11 protein-coding genes are annotated in these 22696 nt (G+C 73.6%); 7 read left to right on the forward strand and 4 right to left on the reverse strand.

Annotated elements, in window-relative coordinates:
- Nucleotide 1 precedes the first annotated feature (1 nt).
- The 3 genes from KSP35_RS20495 to KSP35_RS20500 all read left to right on the forward strand — a co-directional run bounded on the left by KSP35_RS20495 (nucleotide 2) and on the right by KSP35_RS20500 (nucleotide 10809).
- Nucleotides 2–6844, forward strand: coding sequence for a PKD domain-containing protein (locus tag KSP35_RS20495; RefSeq protein WP_216997622.1), 6843 nt, complete (start codon nucleotides 2–4; stop codon nucleotides 6842–6844).
- Nucleotides 6756–7226: a hypothetical protein gene (locus KSP35_RS24860; RefSeq protein WP_254126863.1), complete on the forward strand. Its 471-nt coding sequence runs from the start codon at nucleotides 6756–6758 to the stop codon at nucleotides 7224–7226. Before KSP35_RS20495 ends, KSP35_RS24860 begins: the two co-directional genes overlap by 89 nt.
- A gap of 577 nt (nucleotides 7227–7803) precedes the next feature.
- Nucleotides 7804–10809: an SdrD B-like domain-containing protein gene (locus KSP35_RS20500; RefSeq protein WP_254127280.1), complete on the forward strand. Its 3006-nt coding sequence runs from the start codon at nucleotides 7804–7806 to the stop codon at nucleotides 10807–10809.
- A 28-nt stretch (nucleotides 10810–10837) separates the two neighbouring features.
- Here the strand turns inward: KSP35_RS20500 and KSP35_RS20505 are convergent, their stop codons facing one another.
- Nucleotides 10838–13288 carry a helix-turn-helix transcriptional regulator gene (locus KSP35_RS20505; RefSeq protein WP_216997624.1) on the reverse strand — a complete coding sequence of 817 codons (2451 nt, stop codon included), beginning with the start codon at nucleotides 13286–13288 and terminating at the stop codon, nucleotides 10838–10840.
- A gap of 345 nt (nucleotides 13289–13633) precedes the next feature.
- Between KSP35_RS20505 and KSP35_RS20510 the strand changes: the two genes are divergently transcribed.
- On the forward strand, nucleotides 13634–14347 hold the full coding sequence (locus tag KSP35_RS20510; RefSeq protein WP_216997625.1) for a thrombospondin type-1 domain-containing protein: 714 nt from the start codon (nucleotides 13634–13636) through the stop codon (nucleotides 14345–14347).
- A 79-nt stretch (nucleotides 14348–14426) separates the two neighbouring features.
- On the opposite strand, the gene KSP35_RS20515 is transcribed toward KSP35_RS20510, so the two are convergent.
- Nucleotides 14427–15551 carry a MauE/DoxX family redox-associated membrane protein gene (locus KSP35_RS20515; protein ID WP_216997626.1) on the reverse strand — a complete coding sequence of 375 codons (1125 nt, stop codon included), beginning with the start codon at nucleotides 15549–15551 and terminating at the stop codon, nucleotides 14427–14429.
- 180 nt (nucleotides 15552–15731) lie between these two features.
- Here KSP35_RS20515 and KSP35_RS20520 point away from each other — a divergent pair, with 180 nt between their 5' ends.
- Nucleotides 15732–16490 (forward strand): SDR family NAD(P)-dependent oxidoreductase, encoded by a 759-nt coding sequence (locus tag KSP35_RS20520; protein WP_216997627.1) that lies wholly within the window; start codon nucleotides 15732–15734, stop codon nucleotides 16488–16490.
- Between the two features lie 146 nt (nucleotides 16491–16636).
- Here the strand turns inward: KSP35_RS20520 and KSP35_RS20525 are convergent, their stop codons facing one another.
- Nucleotides 16637–19015: an EAL domain-containing protein gene (locus KSP35_RS20525; RefSeq protein WP_216997628.1), complete on the reverse strand. Its 2379-nt coding sequence runs from the start codon at nucleotides 19013–19015 to the stop codon at nucleotides 16637–16639.
- 307 nt (nucleotides 19016–19322) lie between these two features.
- On the opposite strand from KSP35_RS20525, the gene KSP35_RS20530 reads away from it, so the two are divergent.
- Nucleotides 19323–20735 (forward strand): amidase, encoded by a 1413-nt coding sequence (locus KSP35_RS20530; protein ID WP_216997629.1) that lies wholly within the window; start codon nucleotides 19323–19325, stop codon nucleotides 20733–20735.
- Between the two features lie 27 nt (nucleotides 20736–20762).
- Here the strand turns inward: KSP35_RS20530 and KSP35_RS20535 are convergent, their stop codons facing one another.
- On the reverse strand, nucleotides 20763–21791 hold the full coding sequence (locus tag KSP35_RS20535; RefSeq protein WP_216997630.1) for an RNA polymerase subunit sigma-70: 1029 nt from the start codon (nucleotides 21789–21791) through the stop codon (nucleotides 20763–20765).
- Between the two features lie 100 nt (nucleotides 21792–21891).
- Between KSP35_RS20535 and KSP35_RS20540 the strand changes: the two genes are divergently transcribed.
- Nucleotides 21892–22644 (forward strand): SDR family oxidoreductase, encoded by a 753-nt coding sequence (locus KSP35_RS20540; RefSeq protein ID WP_216997631.1) that lies wholly within the window; start codon nucleotides 21892–21894, stop codon nucleotides 22642–22644.
- Nucleotides 22645–22696: the final 52 nt, after the last annotated feature.

Raw genomic sequence — 22696 nt, forward strand, 5'->3', positions numbered from 1 at the left:
CGTGGGCAGGTGTGGACGGGCCATCTCGATCGTCGCGGCGCTGGGCATCTTGCTCGGCGTCCTGGTCCTCGCGCCCCAGGTCGCACCGGCTGCTGACGCCGAGCCGCCGCCGGTCCCCGGTCCGGCGAAGGTCACGATCACCTCCTCCGGGTTCAGCCCGTCGACCGTCGAGGTGGTGGTCGGCCAGAGCGTCGTGTTCACCAACAGCAGCGGCGCCACCCGGAAGGTCGTCGGCGACGACGCCATCTTCGACTCGGGTGACATCCCCGACGGCGGGGCGTTCACCGTGGCCATCCCCGACGACCGGACCGTCGACTTCACCTCGCCGGGGACGCCGACGTTCACCGGCACCCTGCAGGTCGGGGTGAACGGCTTCAGCGGCCCCGCCGCAGGCCCGATCCGGGACCACCTCCCGAACACCCCGCCGCACGTCGAGGACCCGGCCAGCTTCGGGTCGGTGGAGCCGTGGGGCATCGTGGCCTCCCGCACCGAGATCCTGGTGACGTTCGCCAGCACGGCGACGGTGCAGGACGGCAACCGGCTGCTCGGCGCGATCAGCGGGCGGCTCTCGGGGCAGATCGGTACGAGCGGGATCGTGGTGATCACGATCCCCCGGAGCAGCGACGGCAGCTTCGACGACCTCAAGGCGGCGCTGGCCCTCCTGCGCAGCGACCCGGCGATCACTGCTGCGGCGATGGACACCATGGGCCAGGACGACCGGGTGGAGCCGCCGCCCAGCCAGGCGATCGGCTTCTCGTGGCAGCCGTATCCGCTCACCGATCCGACCCGGGACCGGGCCTTCGGGCTGCTCCAGGCCCGCGTCCCCCAGGCGTGGAACCTGCTCGACGCGATCCGGCGGAAGAAGAACCGGGTCGACATCGGGATCCCCGACAGCGGGTTCGACCTCGACCACCCCGAGATGGACGGCGAGCCGGGCCAGGGGAAGCGGATCTCGTACGTCCCGCTCTGCTTCACCGCCTCGCCCTGCTTCACGAACCCGGCAGGCCTGACCCAACGGACCCACGGCACCGGCACCGCCTCGCTCGCCGCCGGGAACCACGTGGGCGTCGACCCGCTGGCCAACGTCGTCGCCATCGCTGCCCGAGGCGACCAGATCGACCTGCCCGCCGGGACGACGCTCATCGCCAGCAACCTCGCCGCCGAGACCCTGCTCGCCGAGAAGAAGGCGGGCGGCAAGGCGCCGAACCTGCGCGTGATCAGCCGCAGCCTCAGCCCGGTGAAGTTCGCCTTCGTGGACGACCAGGAGTCCCGCGGCAAGATCTGGGACTTCGAGTTCGCCGGCTCCCTGTGCGGCCCCGGGGAGCACGACGACGCCACCGTCAAGACCCAGTACTGCACGCCCAACAACGAGGACGGCTACCTCGCCGAGCACGCCGAGATCGGCAAGCTCGCCCGCACGATGGCCGAGGAGGCCGGGGACGAGGGCGTCTTGATGGTCCAATCGGCCGGCAACCAGAGCACCGACTTCTGCGTGCCCTTCGACCTTCCCCGCGACCAGTGCCACAACGAGAAGATCCGCGCCGACGTCATCGCCGAGTACGGCTGGGCGGCACGGCACATGAACCCCACCACCAACAACATCATCATCGTCGGCGCGATCGGTCCCACCGCCCGCCGCGACGACTACTCCAACATCGATGCCGACGTCTCCGCCGCCGGCCAGTACGTCAAGGCGGCGGCGCCCAACCTCCCCCTGGCCGGTCGCTACCAGGACTTCAACGGGACCTCGGCGGCCGCCCCGCAGGTGGCGGGCCTGGCCGGCCTGGTGTGGCAGTACGACCCCTCGCTCACCCCGGTCCAGGTCCGCCAGCACATCCTCGACCACGCGGTGGACGACACCACCGACGACGCCGCCCCCCGCATCGACGCCTTCGCCACCATGACCTCGCTCGACGGGGCCCTCTTGGACCTGGTCGACGTGAACGACCCCTCCGCCGACGGCAACCGGCGCGCCGTGGCGCCGGCGGACACGCCCGGCGCCCAGCCGGCACTGGACCTGCGCCGCGGCACGACGGTCGACGGGCGCCAGCTGGACGACGCGGCCGACGGCGCCATCGACATGCGTGACCTCCGCCGCTTCCGCGACGCCTGGCTCCAGGGCTGCGCGGACTACCCCGACGGCGGACCGAACTGCCCGACCGGCACGATCATCCTGGACGGCGGCGCCGACCACGTGAAGTTCGATCAGAACCTCGACCGGTGCGTCACGACGAGGACCAACGGGTGCTTCGCGTTCGAGAGCCTCTACCCGAGGATGGACCCTGCGGGCACCGGCAGCCTCCGCGCCGACCGCACCGCGACCGTCGGGACCAACGGGGCGGGCACCCCGTCTGCCGCCGGCACGACGATGAGCGGGCTCGACGTCCTACGGGCGATGTGGGGGAAGAAGACCGCGTCGGGAGCGGCGCCGGACACCGAGGGCTACGCCGCAGCGGACCTGCCCGCGCTGCTGCGCTCGGCCGACATCGAGGTGCACGCCGACGACATCTCGGCGCGCGGCGCGGTGACCGGCACCTTCTCGGCCGAGACCAGCACCGACGGCGGCAAGACGTGGAGGCCGATCGGCATGCCGCGGACGACGTCGGTCACGAACCCGACCGACGGTGTGGTGGTCCTCACCGTCCCGCTGCCCGACACCGCGTCGGCGACGATGCTCCGCGTCGGGATCACGGCGAACGTCGGCGGGCAGCAGATCGAGACGCTCAAGCCGGTGGTGGCCGTGCGGCCCGGCTACGACATCCGGGTGGATCCGAAGGTCGTCACCTACGACCTGGCCTTGGAGCCCACGACGCTGGCCAAGGGGAAGAAGGGCAAGGCCACGGCGACGCTGAAGGTCGGCGGCAAGAAGGTCAAGAAGAAGTCGGCCGCCTCGCCGATCCCTCGACCCAACGCCAGGAGGGCGGCGGCCGCCGATGCCGAGCCGGTGGTCGGGCTGCTGGACGACGGCACCAGCGCCCTGTTCGGGGCGCCGGTCGAGTTCACCGCCGAGGGCCGGGGCACCGCCCCCGCCGATCCGTCCGTCGGCGAGGCCGACGAGCAGATCGCCGATGACGGGACGGCCAGCGCCGACATCGAGGCAGGGGACCAGGGCGGAGGTGCCGAGATCGGGTCGGTCGTCACCGTCGACGGTCAGGAGATCTCGGCCTCGCTGGACACGCAGGTCACCGCGCCGGCGCACCTCGTCTACACGTGGGAGCAGAAGATCACGGCGTTCCACCGCCACTTCCACGGGCTCAGCGATCCGGACCCGGCGCACCCCGGGCTCGAGGGCACCTACGACTACGACGAGGACCCGGCGGCCGGCAGCCTCCCCGTGATCCTGAAGCGCACGGGGACGATCGACCTCGACGCGGCGACGCCCACCCTGGACGAGACGGTGGGCTCGGCGGACTACTCGCTCGTGGAGACGTCGCCGTTCGGCACCACCACGAGGAGCCACAGCATCCTCCCACCGCAGCGCGAGACCGAGGGCTACCTGCTGGACCGGGTGAAGGTCGAACGCGACGACACCTCGGCGACGATCGAGGGGCTGCGGCAGGTCAGCGACATCAACTACCGGTACGACTGCGGCCAGGCGAACCCGAGCAACTGCTCGCCGTCGAGCCGGCTGCGGTTCTTCGACTCCTGGCTCTCGATCTCCACCCGGCGCGACCCGAACACCTACACGAACGGGCAGACCTCCGGGTACCGAGGCGGGGACGGCACCTCCTTCCTGCACGCCCCCGACGCGGATGCCGACCTGCACCTCCGCAAGGACAGCTCGGGCCAGTGGATCCCGCTGACCTACTGCGGGTCCGGCGACGTCACGCTGCCGAACCTCGACGGCCGGATCTACGACGAGTCGGGGACGGCCAAGCAGGAGACCCGCTTCACGGCGACGATCGTCGACGACGGTGGCGACCCCGTGCTGACCCTGCCCGACTGCAGCAACCCGTCCCCGCCGACGGCCCGGTTCAAGCTCTCCCCGACCACGGGCAAGGCCGGCTCGCCGGTGACCTTCACCGATGACTCCACCGCTCCGGCGGGCATCGCCTCGTGGCGGTGGGACTTCGACGACGGCACGACCTCCACCGATCCGAGCCCGGACCACCTCTTCGCCGACTCGGGCGGCTACACGGTCAAGCTCACCATCACCGACGGCAAGGGCCGCACCGCATCGGCGACCAGGACGATCACGGTCGACCCCGGTCCGCCCACGGGGTCGATCGACGACCAGACCGCATCGGCGGACGCCGACGTGCGCCTCCACGGCCGGATCGGGTCCCCCGGCTCGTTCGAGAACCGGTCGCTCCAGGTCGACCTCACGTCGTCGGCCCCCGGGTTCCCCAAGCAGGTCACCCGTCGCCTCCCGGGTGGGGTGATCGACGTCAACCTCGGGCGGGTGCCCGTCGGTACCTATCCGATCAAGCTGACGGTCACCGACAGCGCCGGGCAGAAGGCCACCGCGACGGCGACCCTGGTGGTGGTCCCCGGCTCGCCGCCCCCTTCGGTGGACCCGGCGCCCGTGGAGCAGCCGCTCGTCGAGGGGTGCACCACGGCGTTGACGATCCCCGGCGAGGCCGACCAGCTGATCACCCAGCTCGGCAGCCTGCGCAACCGGGCCGGTCGGCTCGAGGTGATCGCCTCGCCCGCCCTCATGGAGGCGGCGGAGCGCCACGCCGCCGACCTGGCGGCCCACCCCGACCTGGTCGACACCGGCAGCGACGGGAGCACCGTCGCCGTCCGCACCGCGGCTGCCGGCTACCCGGACGGCTACGACGTGGACGAGCTGGTGCTGCGCGGCCCCAAGCTGCCGGCCGACGCGCTCACGACGTGGCAGAACCAGGCGGCCGCGTCCCAGAAGCTGGTGGACCGACGCTGGGTCGGGGCCGGAGCGGCCCGGGTCCAGGCCGGGAGCTCCTGGGTGTGGGTGCTGGTCGTCGGCGAAGCCATCGACTGCGCGCCCGACGACGGCGCGACCGTGTTCGCCCGCCTCGCCGCCGCCCGGCCTGCAGCGGTCGCCCCGAAGGCGGCCCCGGTTGCAGGCCCGCAGGGGGCCATGGCTCCGGCCGTGGAGGCCGCACCGAGCACGGCGCCGCCGCCGAAGCGCGCCAGCCGCCCGGCAGCAGCGGCGGGTGCGAGCGCTCGCAGGGGCGCAGCGGTCGCGACCTTCACGGGCGGGGACGCGGTGGCCTCCGACGCGACGGTCCTCGGCCTGCCGAGCGCGGCCGTGCCGGCGTTCACCGTCGACGACGCCACCCCGGCGACCGGGGCGACGGTGCTCGTGCACAACCGCACCCGCAAGGCGGGCACCCTGGCCCCGGCCACGTTCCGCTCCGACGACGTCCGCCCCGGGCTGGCGCTCGAAGCGGGAGCGACCCGGTCGACGTCGTGGTACTCCGCAGGGGTCTGGACGCCTTCCATCAAGGCGACGGCCGACGGCATCTCTGCCTCCACCTCGGTCACGGCGACCGGGGCCACGATCACCCCGGCGCTCGTGTACTCCGGTCCGGCGTCGGCCGCGCAGGGGGCCACCGTGGCGGTGGTGGCCACGGTCACGAACCTCGGCACCGGCCAGCCGCTGGCGGGCCGGGCGGTCAGCTTCACCGTCGGCACGTCGTCGGCCACCGGGACCTCGGGCGCGGACGGGAAGGTGCGGGCGGACCTGGTGATCGCGCCGACCACCCCGGCGGGGAGCACCCAGCTCGTGACCAAGGCCCTGGCCGTCGGGCCGAGCGCGGCGACCCAGATCTCCTCGCCGTTCACCGTCACCACCAACGCCGCGCCGGTGGCCGACGCCGGCGGGCCCTACGAGATCCCGCTCGGCAGCGACCTGGTGCTCGACGGCACCGGCTCGAGTGACCCGAACGGCGACGCCCTCACCTTGGGCTGGGACGTCGGCGGTGACGGTACGTTCGACGCCGACGACGGCTTCAGCCCCGTGTTCGGGCCCGATGACATCCGGCGGTCCATCTGCAAGGGGGACTGCCAGGTCGACGTCGCGTACCCGATCGCCCTGCGGGTCACCGACACCAACGGCGCCTCGAGCACCGACGAGACGACGGTGACGCTGCGGCGCGACTTCGCCCTGACGATCACCCCGGCGTCCACCGTGGTGGTCCCGGGTGCGACCACCAACTACCAGGTCACGGTGCTCTCGACGAGCGGCTTCGACCAGCCCGTGAACCTGTCGGTGTCCGGGCTGCCCACCGGCGTCCGGGCCTCCGTTCCAGCCACGGCCGATCCCAACACCACCGTCATCCTGAGCCTCACCGCCGCTGCCGACGCGCCCGAGACGTCGGCGACGATCACGGTCACCGGCACCGCGGGCGGGCTGACCCGCAAGGCGGGGGCTGCCGTCGAGCTCGAAGTTCGGCCTCATCCCCCAGTGCTTCGGCACCGTCGAGGGGACCGTCACCGACCGCGAGACGGGCCTGCCCGTGGCCGGGGCCTTGGTGTCCGGCAGCGGCTTCGGCATCCACACCACCGGTGCCGATGGCTCCTTCCGGTCCGAAGGCCTCCGGGTGGGGCGGACCAACGGGCCGATCCAGTACACCTTCAGCACCGACAAGACGGGCTACTGGTCCGGTCCCAAGACCGTGACGGTGGCCTGCGGCATCACCGTCCACGCCGACGTCTCGCTCATCCAGGTGCGCAAGGGCGTCGTCACCGGGCGGATCACCGAGGGCACCCGCGACCTGAGCGACCCGACCAGCCCCGTCGTGTCGACCGGGGTCCCCATCGCCGGGGCCCGGGTGTCGGTGGACAAGGAGTACCGGACCGCTGCGGACGGCACGTACCGGAGCGACCCGATCACGCTCGGCCAGGACAACGCCCCGGGTGAGGTCTCGATCCAGGCCTACGCCGACGGGTACTGGTACGGCGCCACGACCCCGGCGTTCGTGCCGTTCACCGAGGCCGGGCCGAACGTCTACGACCTCACGATCCTGAAGGCCTGCTTCGGCGACGGGTACGTCAAGGTGGTCGACCGTGCGACGGGCAAGGTCGTCCCGAACGCCCTGGTCGCGGTGAGCTCCCAGCTGCCCTACAACGGCCAGCAGCCGGCGCGTGCGCAGCGGGCCCGACGGCATCGCCCACATCGAGCACATCCCGCTCGGGCCCGACAACCGCCCGGTGGGGGCCCAGGTCGCGGCGGCGGCGCCGGAGGGCAGCGACTACTACGCCAACAGCACCACCGGCAGCATCCAGCTGAAGAACTGCGGTGACACCGGGCTCGGGGTCGTGTACCTGAGCCGTCCGGATCCCTTCTACACCTACGGCGTCGACGTCCGGGTCGTCGACGACGAGACCGGTGCGCCCCTGGCCGGCGTCCCGTTCTCCCTGTTCGGCGGAGACTCGAAGGTCACCGACGCGGACGGCCTGGCCCAGTTCCGCGACGTGCCCTTCGGCGTGCGGGGCATGACCACCTCCACCGCTTCGTTCATCGTCGAGCTCGCCGGCTACTACCGCGAGAACCGCGACGTGAAGGTCAACCGAGACGAGGTCTCGGAGCTGACCATCCGCATGCACCGGAACCGCCCGGCCACCGTGACCGGGACCGTGCGCGACGCCATCAGCGGCGCGCCCCTGCCCGGCATCGACGTGCACGTGAACACCGACAGCAACCTCGTGCTCCACACCGACGCAGACGGGCGGTACTCCTACACCGCCCCGTTCCTCCTCCCGTACGGCAAGCCCACGCCGATCACGGTGACGACCGACGGCAACGAGACCTACTGGGGCTCGGAGGTCCCGGCGACGATCACCGCCACCCTCGACGGCCCGAACGTGGCCGACGTGAGGATGGCGCAGCGCTGCGCGCCGGGGAGGATCCACGGCCTCGTCCGCAACGCCGTCACGAAGGAGCCGATCGAGGGTGCCAGCGTCTCGACCGGCATCGGCAAGCCGTCGGTCACCGGCGTCGACGGCCGCTTCCTGATCACCGAGCAGAAGTTCCCCTTCGACAAGCCCGGGGCGGTCACCGTCACCGCCTTCAAGAGCGGCTTCATCTCCTCGTCGAAGAACGTGACGATCTACTGCGGCGCCGACATCGAGGTGAACTTCGGGGCGGCGACCCCGACGACGTCGATCACGGGCACCGTGACCAAGGCGTCCGACGGCTCGCCCGTGGCGGGTGCGTTCGTGGGCTCCGGGTTCGGCGGCACCGCGACGACCGACAGCCAGGGCCGCTACGCGCTGGCCGACGCCCCCCTCGGGGAGGGCGGGGCCGACAAGGAGTGGCTGGTGTCGGTCATCGCTCCCACCGCCGCCAAGCTCGGCTCCGCCGAGAAGACGGCAACGGTCCGCAGCGCCGGGCCGACGACCCTGGACTTCCAGCTCGCCGGCCAGACGTCGGCGGCGCCCCCCGATGCGGTCGACGACCGGTTCGACGTGTCCGCCACCGACGTCACCCGGGTGGCCCCGGCGAGTGGCGTGCTGGCGAACGACACCGGCACCGGGCTCACGGTGGCGAAGGTCTCGTCGCCCGCCAAGGGGACCCTCGCGCTCGACCCCGACGGCGGCTTCTCGTACACGCCGACGGGCGACTTCGTGGGCGACGTCACCTTCACCTACCGGGCCACGGCCACGGGCGGGCTCACCGACGTCGCCACCGTGACCCTGCACGTCGTGGGCCCCGACGCCCCCACCGCTGCGGACGACACCGGAACGACGCCGTTCGAGACGGCGCTGGTGGTCGGCGCTCCCGGCGTCCTCGCCAACGACACCGGTGCCGGCCGGAAGGTCACGGCGAACAGCCAGCCGGGCCACGGCTCGGCGACGGTGGCTGCCGACGGGTCCTACACCTACACGCCCGTGGACGGCTTCTCCGGCGCCGACTCGTTCACCTACACGCTGACCGACCCCTTCGGCCGGACGAAGACCGCCACCGTGCGCATCACCGTGGGCGCAGCGCCACCGGTGGTGCGCTACGCCCTCGGCGATCGGGCCTTCCGGGACCTGGACGGGGACGGGATCCAGGACGCCGGCGAGCCGGGGGCCTCCGGCGTGGCCGTGCAGCTGCTCGGCGCCGGTGGCGGCGTGCTGGCGTCCACCACCACGAACGCCCAGGGCACCTACGCCTTCGACGACCTGGCCGCCGGTGACTACGGCGTCCGGTTCACCGCACCCGTCGGCTTCGCCTTCTCCGCCGCCCGCCAGGGCACGAACCGTGCGGTCGACTCCGATCCCGATGGCTCCGGCGCGGTGGCCACGTTCCGGCTCGAACAGGGGCCGGACGTGCGCCTCGAGGCGGTCGGGACCGACCCGCTCATCTCGAAGGCCACCCTCGTCGACCGCACCATCGACGCCGGGCTCGTCGCACTGCCCGGCGGCGTGGCGATCACCGCCACCGCCCGCCCGGCCGGGTCGACCGGGCCGTCCACCGCCCTCGCCCAAGCGCCGTGGGGGACCGCGTTCGAGGTGCACGTGGCGGTCGTCAACAACGGCGACGCGCCGCTGGGAAGCGTGGCGGTCAGCTCGTCGCTCCTCGCGGGCTGCGCCCGGACCGTCGGCTCCCTGGCCGTCGGGGCCACCGAGTCCTACGACTGCACCGGCCCGTTCACGCCCACCAGGGACGCCGAAGCCGCCCTCCACGTAGAGGGCAGCACGCCAGGCGGGGATCCTGCTTCCTCGGCCCCGGTGGAGGCGGACAGCACCGTCCGGTTCCAGCTCACGTACTCGATCGGCGACCGGGTCTGGGAGGACCTCGACCACGACGGCAGCCAGGACGCCGGCGAGCCGGGGATCGAAGGCGTCGCCGTCGCGCTGCTCGACGGCGGCGGGGCGACGATCCGGACCACCGCCACCGACAGCGACGGCCGCTACCGGTTCGACGCCGTGCGGCCGGGCTCGACGAGGGTCGAGTTCCGCCGCACCGGCGCCTACCGCTGGACGAGCGCCGACGTCGGCAACGACGCGCTCGACTCCGACGCCGCCGCCAGCTCGCCCTCGGCCACCACGGCCACCTCCGGCCCGATCGCCATCGCCGACGGCCAGGCCCCGGCGGCGAGCGGCAACCCGGCGACCCTGACCGATCCCTCGATCGACGCCGGCCTCTGGCGCCCCGCCTCCCTGGCCGGCACGGCCTACGCCGACGCCGACCACGACGGCCGCCGCGGGTCCGGAGAGGCCGCCATCCCCGATGTGGCCGTCGACCTCCTCGACGTCGGCGGAGCCGTGGTCGGCTCCACCAAGACGGGCAGCGGCGGGACCTACGCCTTCACCGACCTCGTCCCCGGCAGCTACCGGATCCGCTGGACCCTCCCGGCCGGCTACCAGGATCCGAACGGCGTCGCCTCGAAGGCGGCGGATGGGACCGGCACGTCCGGGTCGGTGGTCGTCGCCTCCGGCCAGGCCGTCACCGGCGTCGACATCGCCCTCTGGCCGACGGTGGTCGTCCCCACGACCACCACGACGACGACCACGACCATGCCGACGACCACGACCACGACCGTTCCGTCGTCCACGACGACCTCGACCCTGCCGACGTCGACCTCGACGACGACGACGACCACGACCGTGCCGTCGTCCACGACCACGACCGGGCCGACGACCCCGTCGTCGACCTCGACCTCGACCACGCTCGTCGGGTCGACCTCGACGACCGCAGCCGGCCCGACGACCTCGACCGGGCCGGCGGCCGTGTCGCCCGCCGACACGACGCCGTCCGGCGGAGCGTCGGCCCCCACGGCGTCCCCGCTGCCCCGCACGGGGAGCGACCCCGGACCGCTCGTGGCCACCGGCTTGGTCGCCCTCGCGATCGGCTGCGTCGTCCTGCTCACCCGCCGCCGCCTCCGCCGCACCTCCTGAGGCGGCGGGCGCTCCTGGGTCCGCCGGCTCAGGAGCGGGTGGCCGGTGGGTCCAGCGCCGCCGCCAGGTCGCCGCGGCGGTGGAGGCCGAGCTTGGCGAACGCCCGTTGGAGGTGGGTCTCGGCGGTGCGCACCGAGATGCCGAGGGCACCGGCGATCTCCTGGTTGGCCTGCCCGGCGGCGGCCCGGGTGGTGACGTCGAGCTCGCGGTCGGTGAGCCCGACCACCAGCTCACCGAAGCGAAGCGCCGGCGTGGCCGCGCCCGGGCACCGGGCCCGCTGGGCGTCGCTCAGCTGCTTGGCGGCCGCCGCCAGCGCGTTCGACCCGGCGCGCCGGTGGGCGCCGGCGCCGAGGGCGAAGGACTCCGCGGCATCCAGGTGCAGGCCGAGCTCGGCGTAGGCGGCGCCTGCCGCCACCAGCCCGGCACCGTCGTCGGCGGCGAGGGCGGCGATGTGGGCGGCCTGGGCGCGGGCCCACGGGCTCTGCTCGACGACCGACGTGGTGGCGAAGGCGGCCACGTGCGGGGCGACCGGCAGCCCGGCGCGCACCGCCTCGTACCGGAGGCGCAGGGCGCGCGTGGCCATGCCCTCGCGCTCGGCCCAGGCCAGCGCGGCCTCGAGCGTCCGCGCTGCGCCGGCCCGATCGCCCCGGAGGACGGCGACCCAGACCGCGGCCACCTCGATGTCGCCGGCGAACGACTGGCCGCCGGGCCACAGGTGGCGACGGGCGTCTTCAAGCGCCGACTCCGCCTCCGGCAGCTCGCCCCGCAGCGCGTGGACCCGCGCGGCGATGGCGAAGCACCACGCCTGGTAGCCGCGCCGGTTGTCGACGGTGTGCAGGGCCGAGGCCTGGCGCACGAGGCGCAGCGCGGCGCCGAGCTGGCCGCGCTCGGCGGCGACCAGGCTCTGGGCCATCAGGAGGCCGGCGCGCTTGGTCGGGTCGGGGTCGTCCGCGAGCAGCGCTTCGACCGTCTGGCCCAGGTCACCGGCCGCCACCATGTCGCCACGGGTGTAGGTGGCCAGGAGCTGGGCGGCGGCGATCCAGCCCAGCGCTTCGGGACGATCGGCGGCGTGGCGCAGGGCGACGGGCACCATCTGCTGGCACAGCTCGATGGTGTCGTCGCACCGCCCGTCCGAGGTGCGGATGAGGGCCAGGGCCACGAACGCGGTCAGCGCCGAGGGCTCGTCCTGGTCGAGGTTCGCCAGGCGCGCTTCGGCGAGCGGGCGGGCGGCGACCAGCCGGCCGCAGTCGGCCAGCAGGAAGGAGAGGTAGGCCTCGAGCGCCCACCGCCAGCGGTCGTCGGCCATGACGGCGATGGTCGACTCGAGCACGGCGATCGCCTCGTCGAGCATGCCGCGCTCGGTGCTGAGCGCCAGCGCCCGGGCGTTGGCGTACCGGTACCGGAGGTCGTCGTCGAGGCGGTCGAGCTGGTCGGCCACCGGGCGCAGCACGTCGTCGGCCTCGAGGTGGCGCTGCTGGCGCATCAGCGCGTCGCCGAGCCGGATCGTGGCCGGCAGCCCGCCGCCAACGGCCACCGACGCCGCCGCGAGGCGCTCGGCCGTGGCGAAGTCGCTGCGCGCCGAGGCGAGGTCGGCGGCCTCCAGCGCAGCGTCGGGATCGACCGGTCGGCCCAGCTCCACCTCCCACGCCACCGTTCGCCGCGCGTCGTCCTCGCCGAGGGCCGCCTGGCTGCGCAGCGCGTCGACCACGAGGCCGAGGATCTCCTCGCGCCGCCCCGGCGCGAGCTGCTCGAGGAGCACCTCGCCGACCAGCGGGTCGATCCGCGCCAGCGGGGGTCCCCCGAGCTGGGCCAGCACCCGGGCCTCGAGCGGGCCGGCGACGGCGAGCACCTCGGCGGCGGACCGGTCGTGCGGGGACAGCGAGCCGATCTGCTCGGCGAGCAGGTCGGCGATCCGGGCGCTCGGGGGAGTCGAGCGGGTCTCGATCCAGGCGCCGTGCAGCAGCTCCAGCGCGCCCCGCCGGCGGGCGTCGTCGACGAGCTCGCGCAGGAGCAGCACGTTGCCGCCGGTCCGACCGTGGAGCCGGGCGATGGTGCGCGGCTCGACCGGTGCGCCGAGCGCCGCTTCGACCACGGCGCCCACCTCCTCCTCCGTGAGGGGATCGAGGTCGATGCGGGCCAGGTGGCCGTCCTTCCAGAGCGCGGTGATCGGCTGCGGCAGCGCCTCGGCGCGGCGGCTGGCCACGATCGCCACGGCCTGGCGGGTCGCCACCAGGTGGTGGAGCAGGGCCGCCGACTGCGGATCGAGCCACTGGGCGTCGTCGACGAGGAGGCGGACGATGCCGTCGGCGCCGCCCAGGTGCTCCGTGAGCAGTCGCCAGCTGGTCACCGCGGTCAGGTCGAGGTCGCCGCCGCCGGGAGGGTCCCGGGGGAGGAGGTGCGCCCACGCGCCGAAGGCGGTGGCGGTGAGCGCCGGAGATCCGGTGACCGTGGACCAGCGCTCGGTCGGATCATCCGCCACCAGCTCCCGCGCCAGGCGGGAGGCGCCCGATCCTGGAGCGCCGAAGATGATCGCCCCCCCGGTGCTCGGCCATGCCGCGGCGCCCCGCCTCCAGGTGTGCGGTGCGACCCGAGAACGGCCACGCGTGATCACCGGTGGTGACCTGTGCCTCCTGTCGGTCGACCCCGTCCCGCACCGCTCCGTCCTTCGCTCGCCCACTGGCTCCGCTCATCATGGCGCGCCGCGGACGGGAGCGGCCAGGCGAGGCGGACGGTCCAGGTGCGACGTGCCACCCCGGGCAGTCCTTCGGACAATTCGGACGCCGTGGTACCTTCCGGCCCCACACCGCATCACTGGGGGGATCACATGGCAGCGTTCGACGGAGGCCAGCAGGTCGACGGGTTGCTGGTCGAGGAGATCGCCGGTGAGGTGCTGGTGGTCAACTCGGCCACCAACGAGGCCCACGCCCTCAGGGGCGCATCCGCTGCGGTGTTCGCCCTCTGCGACGGTGCCACGACCCGCGCCGAGATGGCCACCCTGGTGGCCGTCCAGACCGGGCTGCCGGTCGACCCCGAGATCGTGGACCTGGCCCTGGCCGAACTGGTCGACGCCGGGATCGTGACGCCTGCCGCCGCGCAGCCGCAGACGACCCGGCGGCAGGTGCTGCACAAGCTCGGCCTCGTCGCCGGTGCGGCCGCGGCGCTCCCGCTCATCGAGACGATCACCATGCAGCCGGCCGCCGCCGCGGCCTCGGGGCCGCCGGTGACCTCCCCGCCCACCGGCAACGACGTCGACTGCCAGTACCGCGTGGAGTACGGCCCGTGCTCGGTGGGCTGCGGTGGCGGCACCATGCAGGGCACCGTCATCGTCCAGGTCCCGGCCTCGGGCAACGGTGCACCGTGCCCGTCGGGGCCCTTCACCCTGGCGTGCGCCGAGCAGCCGTGCCCCGTCCAGTGCCAGTTCCACTTCGAACAGGGCCCCTGCAACGACGGCATGATGACCATCACCCAGGTCATCGATGCGCCAGCGCAGTTCGGCGGGGGTTGCCCGACGATCCCGCCGATCACGGTGCCCTGCTAGCGCAGACCATCCGGCTGCGCGCACGCCGCCGCCGACCGGCCGGCTCGCGCAGTGGGTCCCCTGTGCGACCGGGCGAGCCTCAGCCGCTCGGTGTGCCGCTGGCCGCTGCGGATCGCGCGGTGGCCACGGCGCGCAGCACCAGGAGGGCGATCTCCTTGAGGCCGACGGCCGTGTCGGTCGCAACCGTCCGATCGACCCCGACCACCACGGCGGCGGGGGTCCACCGAGGCTGGTAGTCCTCCCAGATCTCCTGCCCGTCGAACAGGACGGGTTCGAAGCCGGCGAGCAACGGCACCACTCCCGCGTTGGCCTCGGCCGACTGCGACGCCACCACGGCGAACGACAGCACGTCGCCGTAGGACTCGGTCCAGCCCGCCACCTTGGCCAGCACCGAGTGGCACGTGCCGCAGGTCGGTGACGTGAACAACAGCACCACCGGACGACCCGGCACCAGCAGGTCGGCGAGCGACACCGGGCCGGACGCCGTCGGCAGGGTGAAGGCGGCGGCGGGTGCGCCGATCGGTAGGCCGGCCTCGTAGGCCGGCGCCCCGCCACCGACCTGCTCGACGCCGCCCGCCGACGGCTGCGGAACCTCGGAGGCTGCCGGGCTGGCGCCAACGGTGGGCCGAGCTTCCTCCAGCTCCCGTACCCGGGCCACCAGATCGGCGTGCGCCGCGCCGACCCTGCGGAGCCGCACCGCCAGCAGCACCACGGCGACGGCCAGGACGCCGACGACGACGGTGGCGGCGATCCCGGCGCCCGTGAGGTCGGTCGCCGGTGCCCAGAGGCTGGGACCGACATCGCTCGCTCCCGCCGCCGCCGCCACCACGAGCGCCAGGGCGGCGAACGCGACGTTGCGCACGAGGAGCCCGGGCCCGATCGGCTCGGAGCGCACCTGGCCGAAGCAGTTGCACTCCGGGGTTCGACCCTTGGCCAGGTTCGCCCCGGCGGCCACGCAGAACACGACCAGCAGGGCCAACGCCAGGATGGTGCCGAACCACGCCGTCGCGCCTCCGCACAGCAGTGCGGCGGTGGTGAGCTCGGCGGCGATCAGGAGCCACATGGCGAGCGCGGCCAGGCCGTCGGGCACGCCGAAGGCCACGACGGACCGCCGGGTGGCCGGCCGGTCGGCGAGCTTGGCCACCGCCGCCACCCCGAACACGGCGACCAGCGCGACCCGGCAGAGGATCGCTGCCGTGGTCATCGCGCCGAGCGTACTCATCGGTCCCACGACGGCGATGGGGCGCAGCAGGGGCGGGCCGGTCGCTCGGGCGCCGGCCGGCTCGCCCGGTCGCTGCCGATGGCCCAGGGCCCGCTGCGTTCGAGGCGGCGGTAGCGTCCGTCGGCGGCCGCCCGAGGCCGAGGAGATCGCTGGAGGCGAACGATGGCAGCAACGACGCGCAGGGTCCTGATCACCGGAGCAGGGTCCGGGTTCGGCAAGGGGGCGGCCGTCGAGCTGGCCGCGCGTGGCCACGACGTCGTCGCCGCCTGCGAGACCGCGGAGCAGGTGGCGGCGCTGGCCGCCGAGCACCCCGAGCTGACCGCCACGAAGCTCGACGTCACCGACCCCGGCGATGTCGCCAGCGCTGCCGACCTGGGCGTCGACGTGCTGATCAACAACGCCGGCGTCGGCATCGTCGGCCCCATGGCCTCGGTCCCGCTGGCCGACGTCCGCCGCTCCTTCGAGGTCAACGTCTTCGGCATGGTGGCCCTGTCCCAGGCGGTCATCCCCGGCCTGCGCGAGCGCGGTTGGGGGCGCATCATCAACGTGTCCTCGGTCGCCGGCATCCTCGCCTCGCCGCTCGGGTCGCCGTACAGCATGACCAAGCACGCCGTGGAGGCGTTCACGAAGTCGCTGCGGGCCGAGCTGGCGCCCCACGGCATCGACGTCACGAAGGTCAACCCCGGCCCCTACGGCACCGGCTTCAACGACCAGATGGTGAACGGCGCCGCCGACTTCATCGAGGACGGGGACGCGCCGACCGCCGAGATCCACGCCGCCGTCCGCCAGATCATCCTGACCGACCAGCTCGACCCCGCCGAGGTCTCGAACGCCCTCGCCGACCTCGTCGAGGCCGACGAGACGCCGCTGGAGACCTACCTGCCGGAAGGCATCCGCGAGCTCCTCGCCGCCTTCCTCTGAGGTCGATCCGGCCCTCGCCGTCGGGGACGCGGGACGGGCGCCTCGGCGCGACCGTCGGCTCGGGCGGGCGGGCCGCGGGCCGGGAGGTCCCATCGTCGGCGATGGACCGGACGACGCCGGCGATGTCTCCGACGAGGGGCTACGGCTCAGGTGGGAGCGACGATGTTCGGCAGCCGCAGCACGAGGGTGGATCCTCCGGCGTCGGTGCGACGCCGGTAGAGGACGTCGCCGCCGTGGCTCCGGGCGATGTGGCGAGCGAGGAACAGGCCGATCCCGGTTCCGCCCGCCGTCTTGGAGGCCCGGCCGTACTTGCGGAAGACCAGGCCGAGCTGGCCCGGTTCGATGCCCGGTCCGCTGTCGGTGATCGTGACGTCCACGAAGGCGTCGGTCCGGTCGACCCCGAGGGTGATGGGTGCCCCGTCGGGTGAGAACTTCGAGGCGTTGCCGATGAGGTTGTGCAGCGCCTGTTGGATCTGCCCCTGGTCGACGACCACGGGACAGGGAGCGGGGCCGGAGGCCACCAGGTGCATCGGGTTGTCGATCTCGTGGCTGAGGTCGCGGATGGTCTGCTCGACGAGGTCGACGATGTCGACCGTCTCGAGCTGCAGGTCGAGGGCGGAGGAGTCGGCCTCGGTGGCGTCGACCAGGTTGGCGAGGATGCGTTCGAGGCGCATCGCCGCGCTGTAGATGTTGGTGGCGGCGCGGGCGTGCTCGGGATCGCCGTGCTGCTGGAGGTCGCTGGCGTAGCCGGCGATGACGGTGAGGGGGCTCCGGATCTCGTGCGAGAGCAGGCCGAGGACCGAGTCGACCCGATCCTCCGGCGAAGCTCCCGTCGCGAGGCGAGCCGGCAGGAGGGCGCCGGTCAGGTCTCCTGGCTGCCCGACGGCGACGCGCTCCGCTCCCAGTCGGGTGAGCATCGCCTCGGAGGGGATCGCTTCGCTCCACAGGTAGCCCTGCCCGTACGGGGTCCCCTGGTCTCGCAGCTCGGCCAGCTGCGCCTCGCTCTCGATGCCCTCGGCCACCACGGAGAGGCCGAGGGCATCGGAGAGGGCGAGGATCGCCTGGACGATGGCGAAGTCCTCCAGGTTGTGGGGTAGGCCGGCGACGAAGGACTGGTCGATCTTGATGATGTCGAGCGGGAAGCTCTTGAGGTAGGCGAGCGAGCTGTAGCCCGTCCCGAAGTCGTCGGCGGAGAGGCGGACGCCCACGGCCTTGAGCTCGGTGAGCGTCTGGCGACACCGGGCGGGATCTCGCATCAGGGTGCTCTCGGTGATCTCCAACCAGAGCGATGACGGCTCGAGGCCCGATGCCGTCAGCGCATGCTCGACCCGAGCTGCGAGCCGGGGGTCGTCGAGCTGGGTCGTGGACACGTTCACCGAGATGGCGATCGATCGGTCCGGGCAGGCGCGCTGCCATCCGGCGGCGTCGGCGCAGGCCTGCCGGAGGATCAGCTCTCCGAACTCGGGCATCCGGCCCGCCCGCTCGGCGGCCCGGACGACCTCGATCGCCGGGAGCGGCCCCCCGTCGCCGTCCGTGAGGCGCAGGAGCGCCTCGGCGCCCACCGTCACCTGATCGTCGAGGCGGATGATCGGCTGGTAGCCGAGCGAGACCTGGTCCGTCGTGAGGGCCTCGGCCACGCGGTCCTCGAGCTGTCGCCGGCGCTCGAGCTCGAGGCGCATCGACGAGTCGTACACGCGGATCGAACCGTTGCGCTTCGCCAGGGTGAGCGCGGTCGCCGCGGTCTGGAGGAGGTCGTCGGCCCCGCTCGTGGGGCTGGTGACCGTCGCGATGGCGGCGGCGGTCCGGAGCCGGAGGTTCGGGCGCTGGCCGTCGCCGTTGGCTGCTCGGACCTGGTTGCGCAGCCGGGTGCCGTAGCCGAGGGCCTCCGCCTCGTTGAGACCGTGGCTGCAGCACACGGCGATGGTGTGGTCGGAGAACCGAGCCAGCAGGTCCCCCTCGTGCGTCGTGGCGGCGATGCGCTCCGCGCCCCACACGACCAGGTCAAGGCCGACGGCGTGACCGAAGGTGTCGGCGACGGCCTCCATGGTGCCGAGGTCGACGAGCACGACGGCCAGGCGCTCACCGTGCGCCAGCGCTGCCATCCGCTCGCTCAGCTGATCGGTCAGGGATCGGTGGTTGGCCAGCTCGGTCAGGGCGTCGTGGGTCGCCCGGTGCCAGACGAGGGCTTCGGCCGCCTTGCGTTCGGTGATGTCGAGCGACACGCCGATGTAGCCGACGACGGCGTCGCCCTCGATGACCGGGGTGTTGGTCACCCACACCGGCATGACCGACCCGTCGGGACGGCCGACGGTGATCTCCCCGGTCCACGCCGTCCCTGCCGCGAGCGTGTCGGCGATCACCGCCAGCTGCTCGGGAGCGATGTCCGCAGGGGAGACCTCGGTCGCCTGGGTGCCGACCGCCATCTGTCGAGGCCATCCATACATCGCCCGGGCGGCGTCGTTGAGATAGGTGATCTGGCCGTCGAGGTCCCACGCGACCACCGCCTGGGCCACGGCGTTGAGCAACCGCTCGCTGGTGCGGAGCAGGTCGCCCGGACCCGCGGCAGGGGTCGGGTCGCCGTTCGAACCCGCGCCCCCCGACCACCTCGCTCGAGGCTGCCGGTGCCTGCTGCTCCATCTGCTGCCCCGACCCGTGGGTCGGCGTGGTGAAGGGCCCGCCTCCTCCCGACCGAGGATGCGGGCTGAGCCTACTTCTCGGATGAAGCCCGGTGCGTTTCGTTGTTCGCGTCTGGCTCCGGTCGCGAGGCCTCGGCCAGCCGTTCGGCGCTGCTGGGCCCTGCCGGCCGGCACCGATCCCTACGGTGGGGAGCCCATGACCAGCTTCTCCGCCTTCACCGACGACGCCCTCGGGACCGATGACGTCGTCGGCTTGCTCCGCCGCCTCTCCAGCCGTGACGTCAGCCCGAGCGAGCTGACCGCCGCCTCCATCGCTCGTGCCCGGCGAGCCGACGAGCACCTCGGTGCGATCGTCGCCGAGCGGTTCGATGCCGCCCAGCGCGAGGCTGATGTCCACCCGGGCGGCGCCTTCGGCGGCATCCCGACGCTCATTAAGGACATGATCGACGTGGCCGGGCTGCCCACCCGGTTCGGCTCCGACGCCTTCCCGAAGGCTGCGCCAGCCGCCGAGAACGACCCGTTCGCCCAGCAGCTGGTGGACCTGGGGCTGACCGTCATCGCCAAGACCACCATGCCCGAGTTCGGCTTCACCCCGTCCACCGAGTTCCCCGACGACCCGCCGACGCGGAACCCGTGGAACCTCGACCGGTCGGCCGGCGGGTCCTCCGGCGGATCGGCGGCCATGGTCGCCGCCGGGGTGGTGCCCATCGCCCACGCAGCCGATGGCGGCGGCTCGATCCGGATCCCCGCGGCGTGCTGCGGCCTGGTGGGCCTCAAGCCGAGCGCCGGGCGGCTGCTCGCCTCCAAGAACACCGCCCACCAGCTGGTGCCGATCGTGGTCGACGGCGTGGTGACCCGATCGGTCCGCGACACCGCCCACCACCTCGCCCACGCCGAGCACCTCTACCTCAACCCGAAGCTGCCGCCCATCGGGCTGGTGGATCGGGCCCTGGAGCGACCGCTGCGGATCGGTGCCATCGACCGTTCCCCCTCGCCCGGCGAGCTCGACGGGCCCGTGCGCGCCGCGTTCGACGACACCGTCGCGCTGCTGGAGGGCCTGGGCCACCGGGTGACGCTGATCGACCCGCCCGTGGCCGACACGTTCGTCGACGACTTCGTCAGCCTCTACCAGCTCTTCGGCGCCGCCTCGGCCCGCGCCGGGAGCAAGGTCTGGGGACCGGCGTTCGAACGCCGGCTGCTCAGCGAGTTCACCGAGGGCCTGGGCGCGGCGTTCGGGCGCCGGTGGCACCGGGTGCCCGGCATCGTCCGGCGGCTCCGTGGCACCCGGAAGGACCTGGCCGCCCGGACCGCGGGCTACGACGTGCTCCTGGCGCCCACCGTGGCCCAGGTCCCGCCGCTGCTCGGCCACCTGGGCATGGACCTCACCTACGACGTGCTGTTCCCCCGGGTGATGGAGTGGGCCCAGTTCACCCCGCTCGACAACGCCGCCGGCACCCCGTCGATCAGCCTGCCGCTGGCCCACGACGCCGCCACCAACACCCCCGTCGGGATCATGTTCAGCGGTTCCTACGGCCAGGAGCGCACCCTGCTCGAGCTCGCCCTCCAGCTCGAGGCCGCTCGGCCGTGGGCGTCGCTGGCCGGCGCCTGACCGGGACGGGTCGGGCGCTCCGCGCCCTCAGGGCGAGGCCGTCAGCGATCGTGTCGGGGCGAGGCCGAAGGCGGCACCGAGGGAGGTCGGGCCGAAGCGCGTGATCCTGGCGATGCGATCCTCGGCGGCGGCCAGGACCACCAGGCCGCTCAGCTCCCGGGCGGCCCCGGACGGGCCCGGGAGGTAGTAGCCGAACGCCGGCTGGGCGTTGGCCGGTGCCTCGACCAGCTGGAGGTCCGGGCCCCAGCATCCCCGGGCACGGAGGAAGTCGGCCACCGCGGGGGGGCCGTCGCAGCGGATCGGCTCCGGCGGCATGGACAGCCGGACGTCACCGCTCAGGGCCTGGACGACCCGGCGGGGGTCACCGCTCTGCAGCGCATCGGCGAACCGGTCGACGGCCGCCGCCTCGTGCGGGGAGCGGGCGACAGGGACCTCGTCGGAGGAGCGGTCGGGGCGAAAGCCGCCGCGAGCTCGGACCAGCGCGCTGTTGACCGCCGCCGCCGACACGTCGAGGACGGCCGCTGCCTCGACCGCCGAGAAGCCCAGCACGTCGCGCAGCACCAGGACGGCCCGCTGCTGGGCCGGGAGGTGCTGGAGCCCGGCGACGAAGGCGAGCCCGACCGACTCCCGGGCCTCGTAGCGGGCCTCCGGCCCCGGGTCCGGCGTCACGAGCAGCGCATCGGGGAAGGGCTCGAGCCACCACGGGTCGTCGGCTGCGCCGATGCCGGCGGCGGACCGGAGGTCGAGGTCGCTCGCCGGGGCCGGACGCCGAGACGCGTCGCGCCGGTGGTTCAGGCAGCGGTTCGTGGCGATCCGGTAGAGCCAGGGGCGCAGCGCCCGGCCGTCGAAGCCATCGAGGGCGCGCCATGCGGAGGCGAGGGTGTCCTGGAGCGCGTCCTCGGCGTCGTGGAACGAGCCCAGGACGCGGTAGCAGTGCACCAGCAGCTCGCGCCGGTGCGGTTCGACCAGCTGGGCGAAGGCCTCGCCATCCCCCCGGCGGGCGCGACCCAGGACCGCCTCGTCCGTGCGGCTCGTGCGTCGTTCGACCGTCGTCATGGAGGTACCAACCCCACCGCGGCCGGAAACTCATCGGTGATCCGCTGACGGCGCCGGGGTTCCAACCTCCGAACCGCACCCACGTCCCCAGGAGCACCCCATGCCCGCAGATCCCTTCACCGGCACGACCGCGATCGTCACCGGCGCCAGCCGCGGCTTCGGCCGGGCGATCGCCACCGCCCTCACGGCCCGGGGCGCCACCGTGGTGGGCGTCGCCCGAGACCGATCGGCCCTGGGCGAGGTGGGGGAGCGGTTGGGTTCGTCCTTCGTCGGCGTGGTCGCCGACGTCACCGAGCCGGCGCTGGCCTCGGAGCTGCTGGCCGAGCACCGCCCCCAGCTCCTCGTCCTCAACGCCGGTGCCACCCCGCGTGCTGCCGCGATCCAGGACCAGACGTGGGAGGCCTTCAGCAGCAACTGGCACACCGACGTCCGCCACGCGTTCGAGTTCACCCGGGCCGCCCTGGCGGCACCCCTCGCCCCCGGCTCCACGGTGGTGGCCATGTCGAGCGGAGCCGCCCGGATGGGGTCGCCGCTCAGCGGCGGCTACGCCGGCGCCAAGGCGACCGTCGGCTTCATCAGCGACTACGCCCAGGCCGAGTCGGACCGGCAGGGGTTGGGGCTCCGCTTCGTCTCGCTCCTGCCCAAGCTCACCGGCGCCACCGCGCTGGGCTCCACGTTCGTCGACGCCTACGCCGGCCTGGCCGGCACCGACCGGGCGACGTTCGAGGCACAGGTCGGCCCGGCGCTCACCGCCGACCAGGTCGGTGCCGCGGTGATCGACCTCGCCTCGGCCCCCGCCGGAGCGGCCCGCTCGTACCTGCTCACGGCCGACGGCCTGGCGGCCATCGCCTGAGAGTGGCGGTCCGACGACCTCGACGAGGGCACCGCATCGAATCCCACCCCGA

The organism is Aquihabitans sp. G128, from assembly GCF_019048865.1.
Classification (GTDB): domain Bacteria; phylum Actinomycetota; class Acidimicrobiia; order Acidimicrobiales; family Iamiaceae; genus Aquihabitans.

What these genes read in the sequence shown, in the direction of transcription:
- KSP35_RS20515 (WP_216997626.1), bottom strand. Translation starts at nt 15,551, where the DNA reads ATGACCACGGCAGCGATCCTCTGCCGGGTCGCGCTGGTCGCCGTGTTC.
- KSP35_RS20530 (WP_216997629.1), top strand. Translation starts at nt 19,323, where the DNA reads ATGACCAGCTTCTCCGCCTTCACCGACGACGCCCTCGGGACCGATGAC.
- KSP35_RS20540 (WP_216997631.1), top strand. Translation starts at nt 21,892, where the DNA reads ATGCCCGCAGATCCCTTCACCGGCACGACCGCGATCGTCACCGGCGCC.
- KSP35_RS20510 (WP_216997625.1), top strand. Translation starts at nt 13,634, where the DNA reads ATGGCAGCGTTCGACGGAGGCCAGCAGGTCGACGGGTTGCTGGTCGAG.
- KSP35_RS20520 (WP_216997627.1), top strand. Translation starts at nt 15,732, where the DNA reads ATGGCAGCAACGACGCGCAGGGTCCTGATCACCGGAGCAGGGTCCGGG.
- KSP35_RS20500 (WP_254127280.1), top strand. Translation starts at nt 7,804, where the DNA reads ATGGCGCAGCGCTGCGCGCCGGGGAGGATCCACGGCCTCGTCCGCAAC.
- KSP35_RS20535 (WP_216997630.1), bottom strand. Translation starts at nt 21,791, where the DNA reads ATGACGACGGTCGAACGACGCACGAGCCGCACGGACGAGGCGGTCCTG.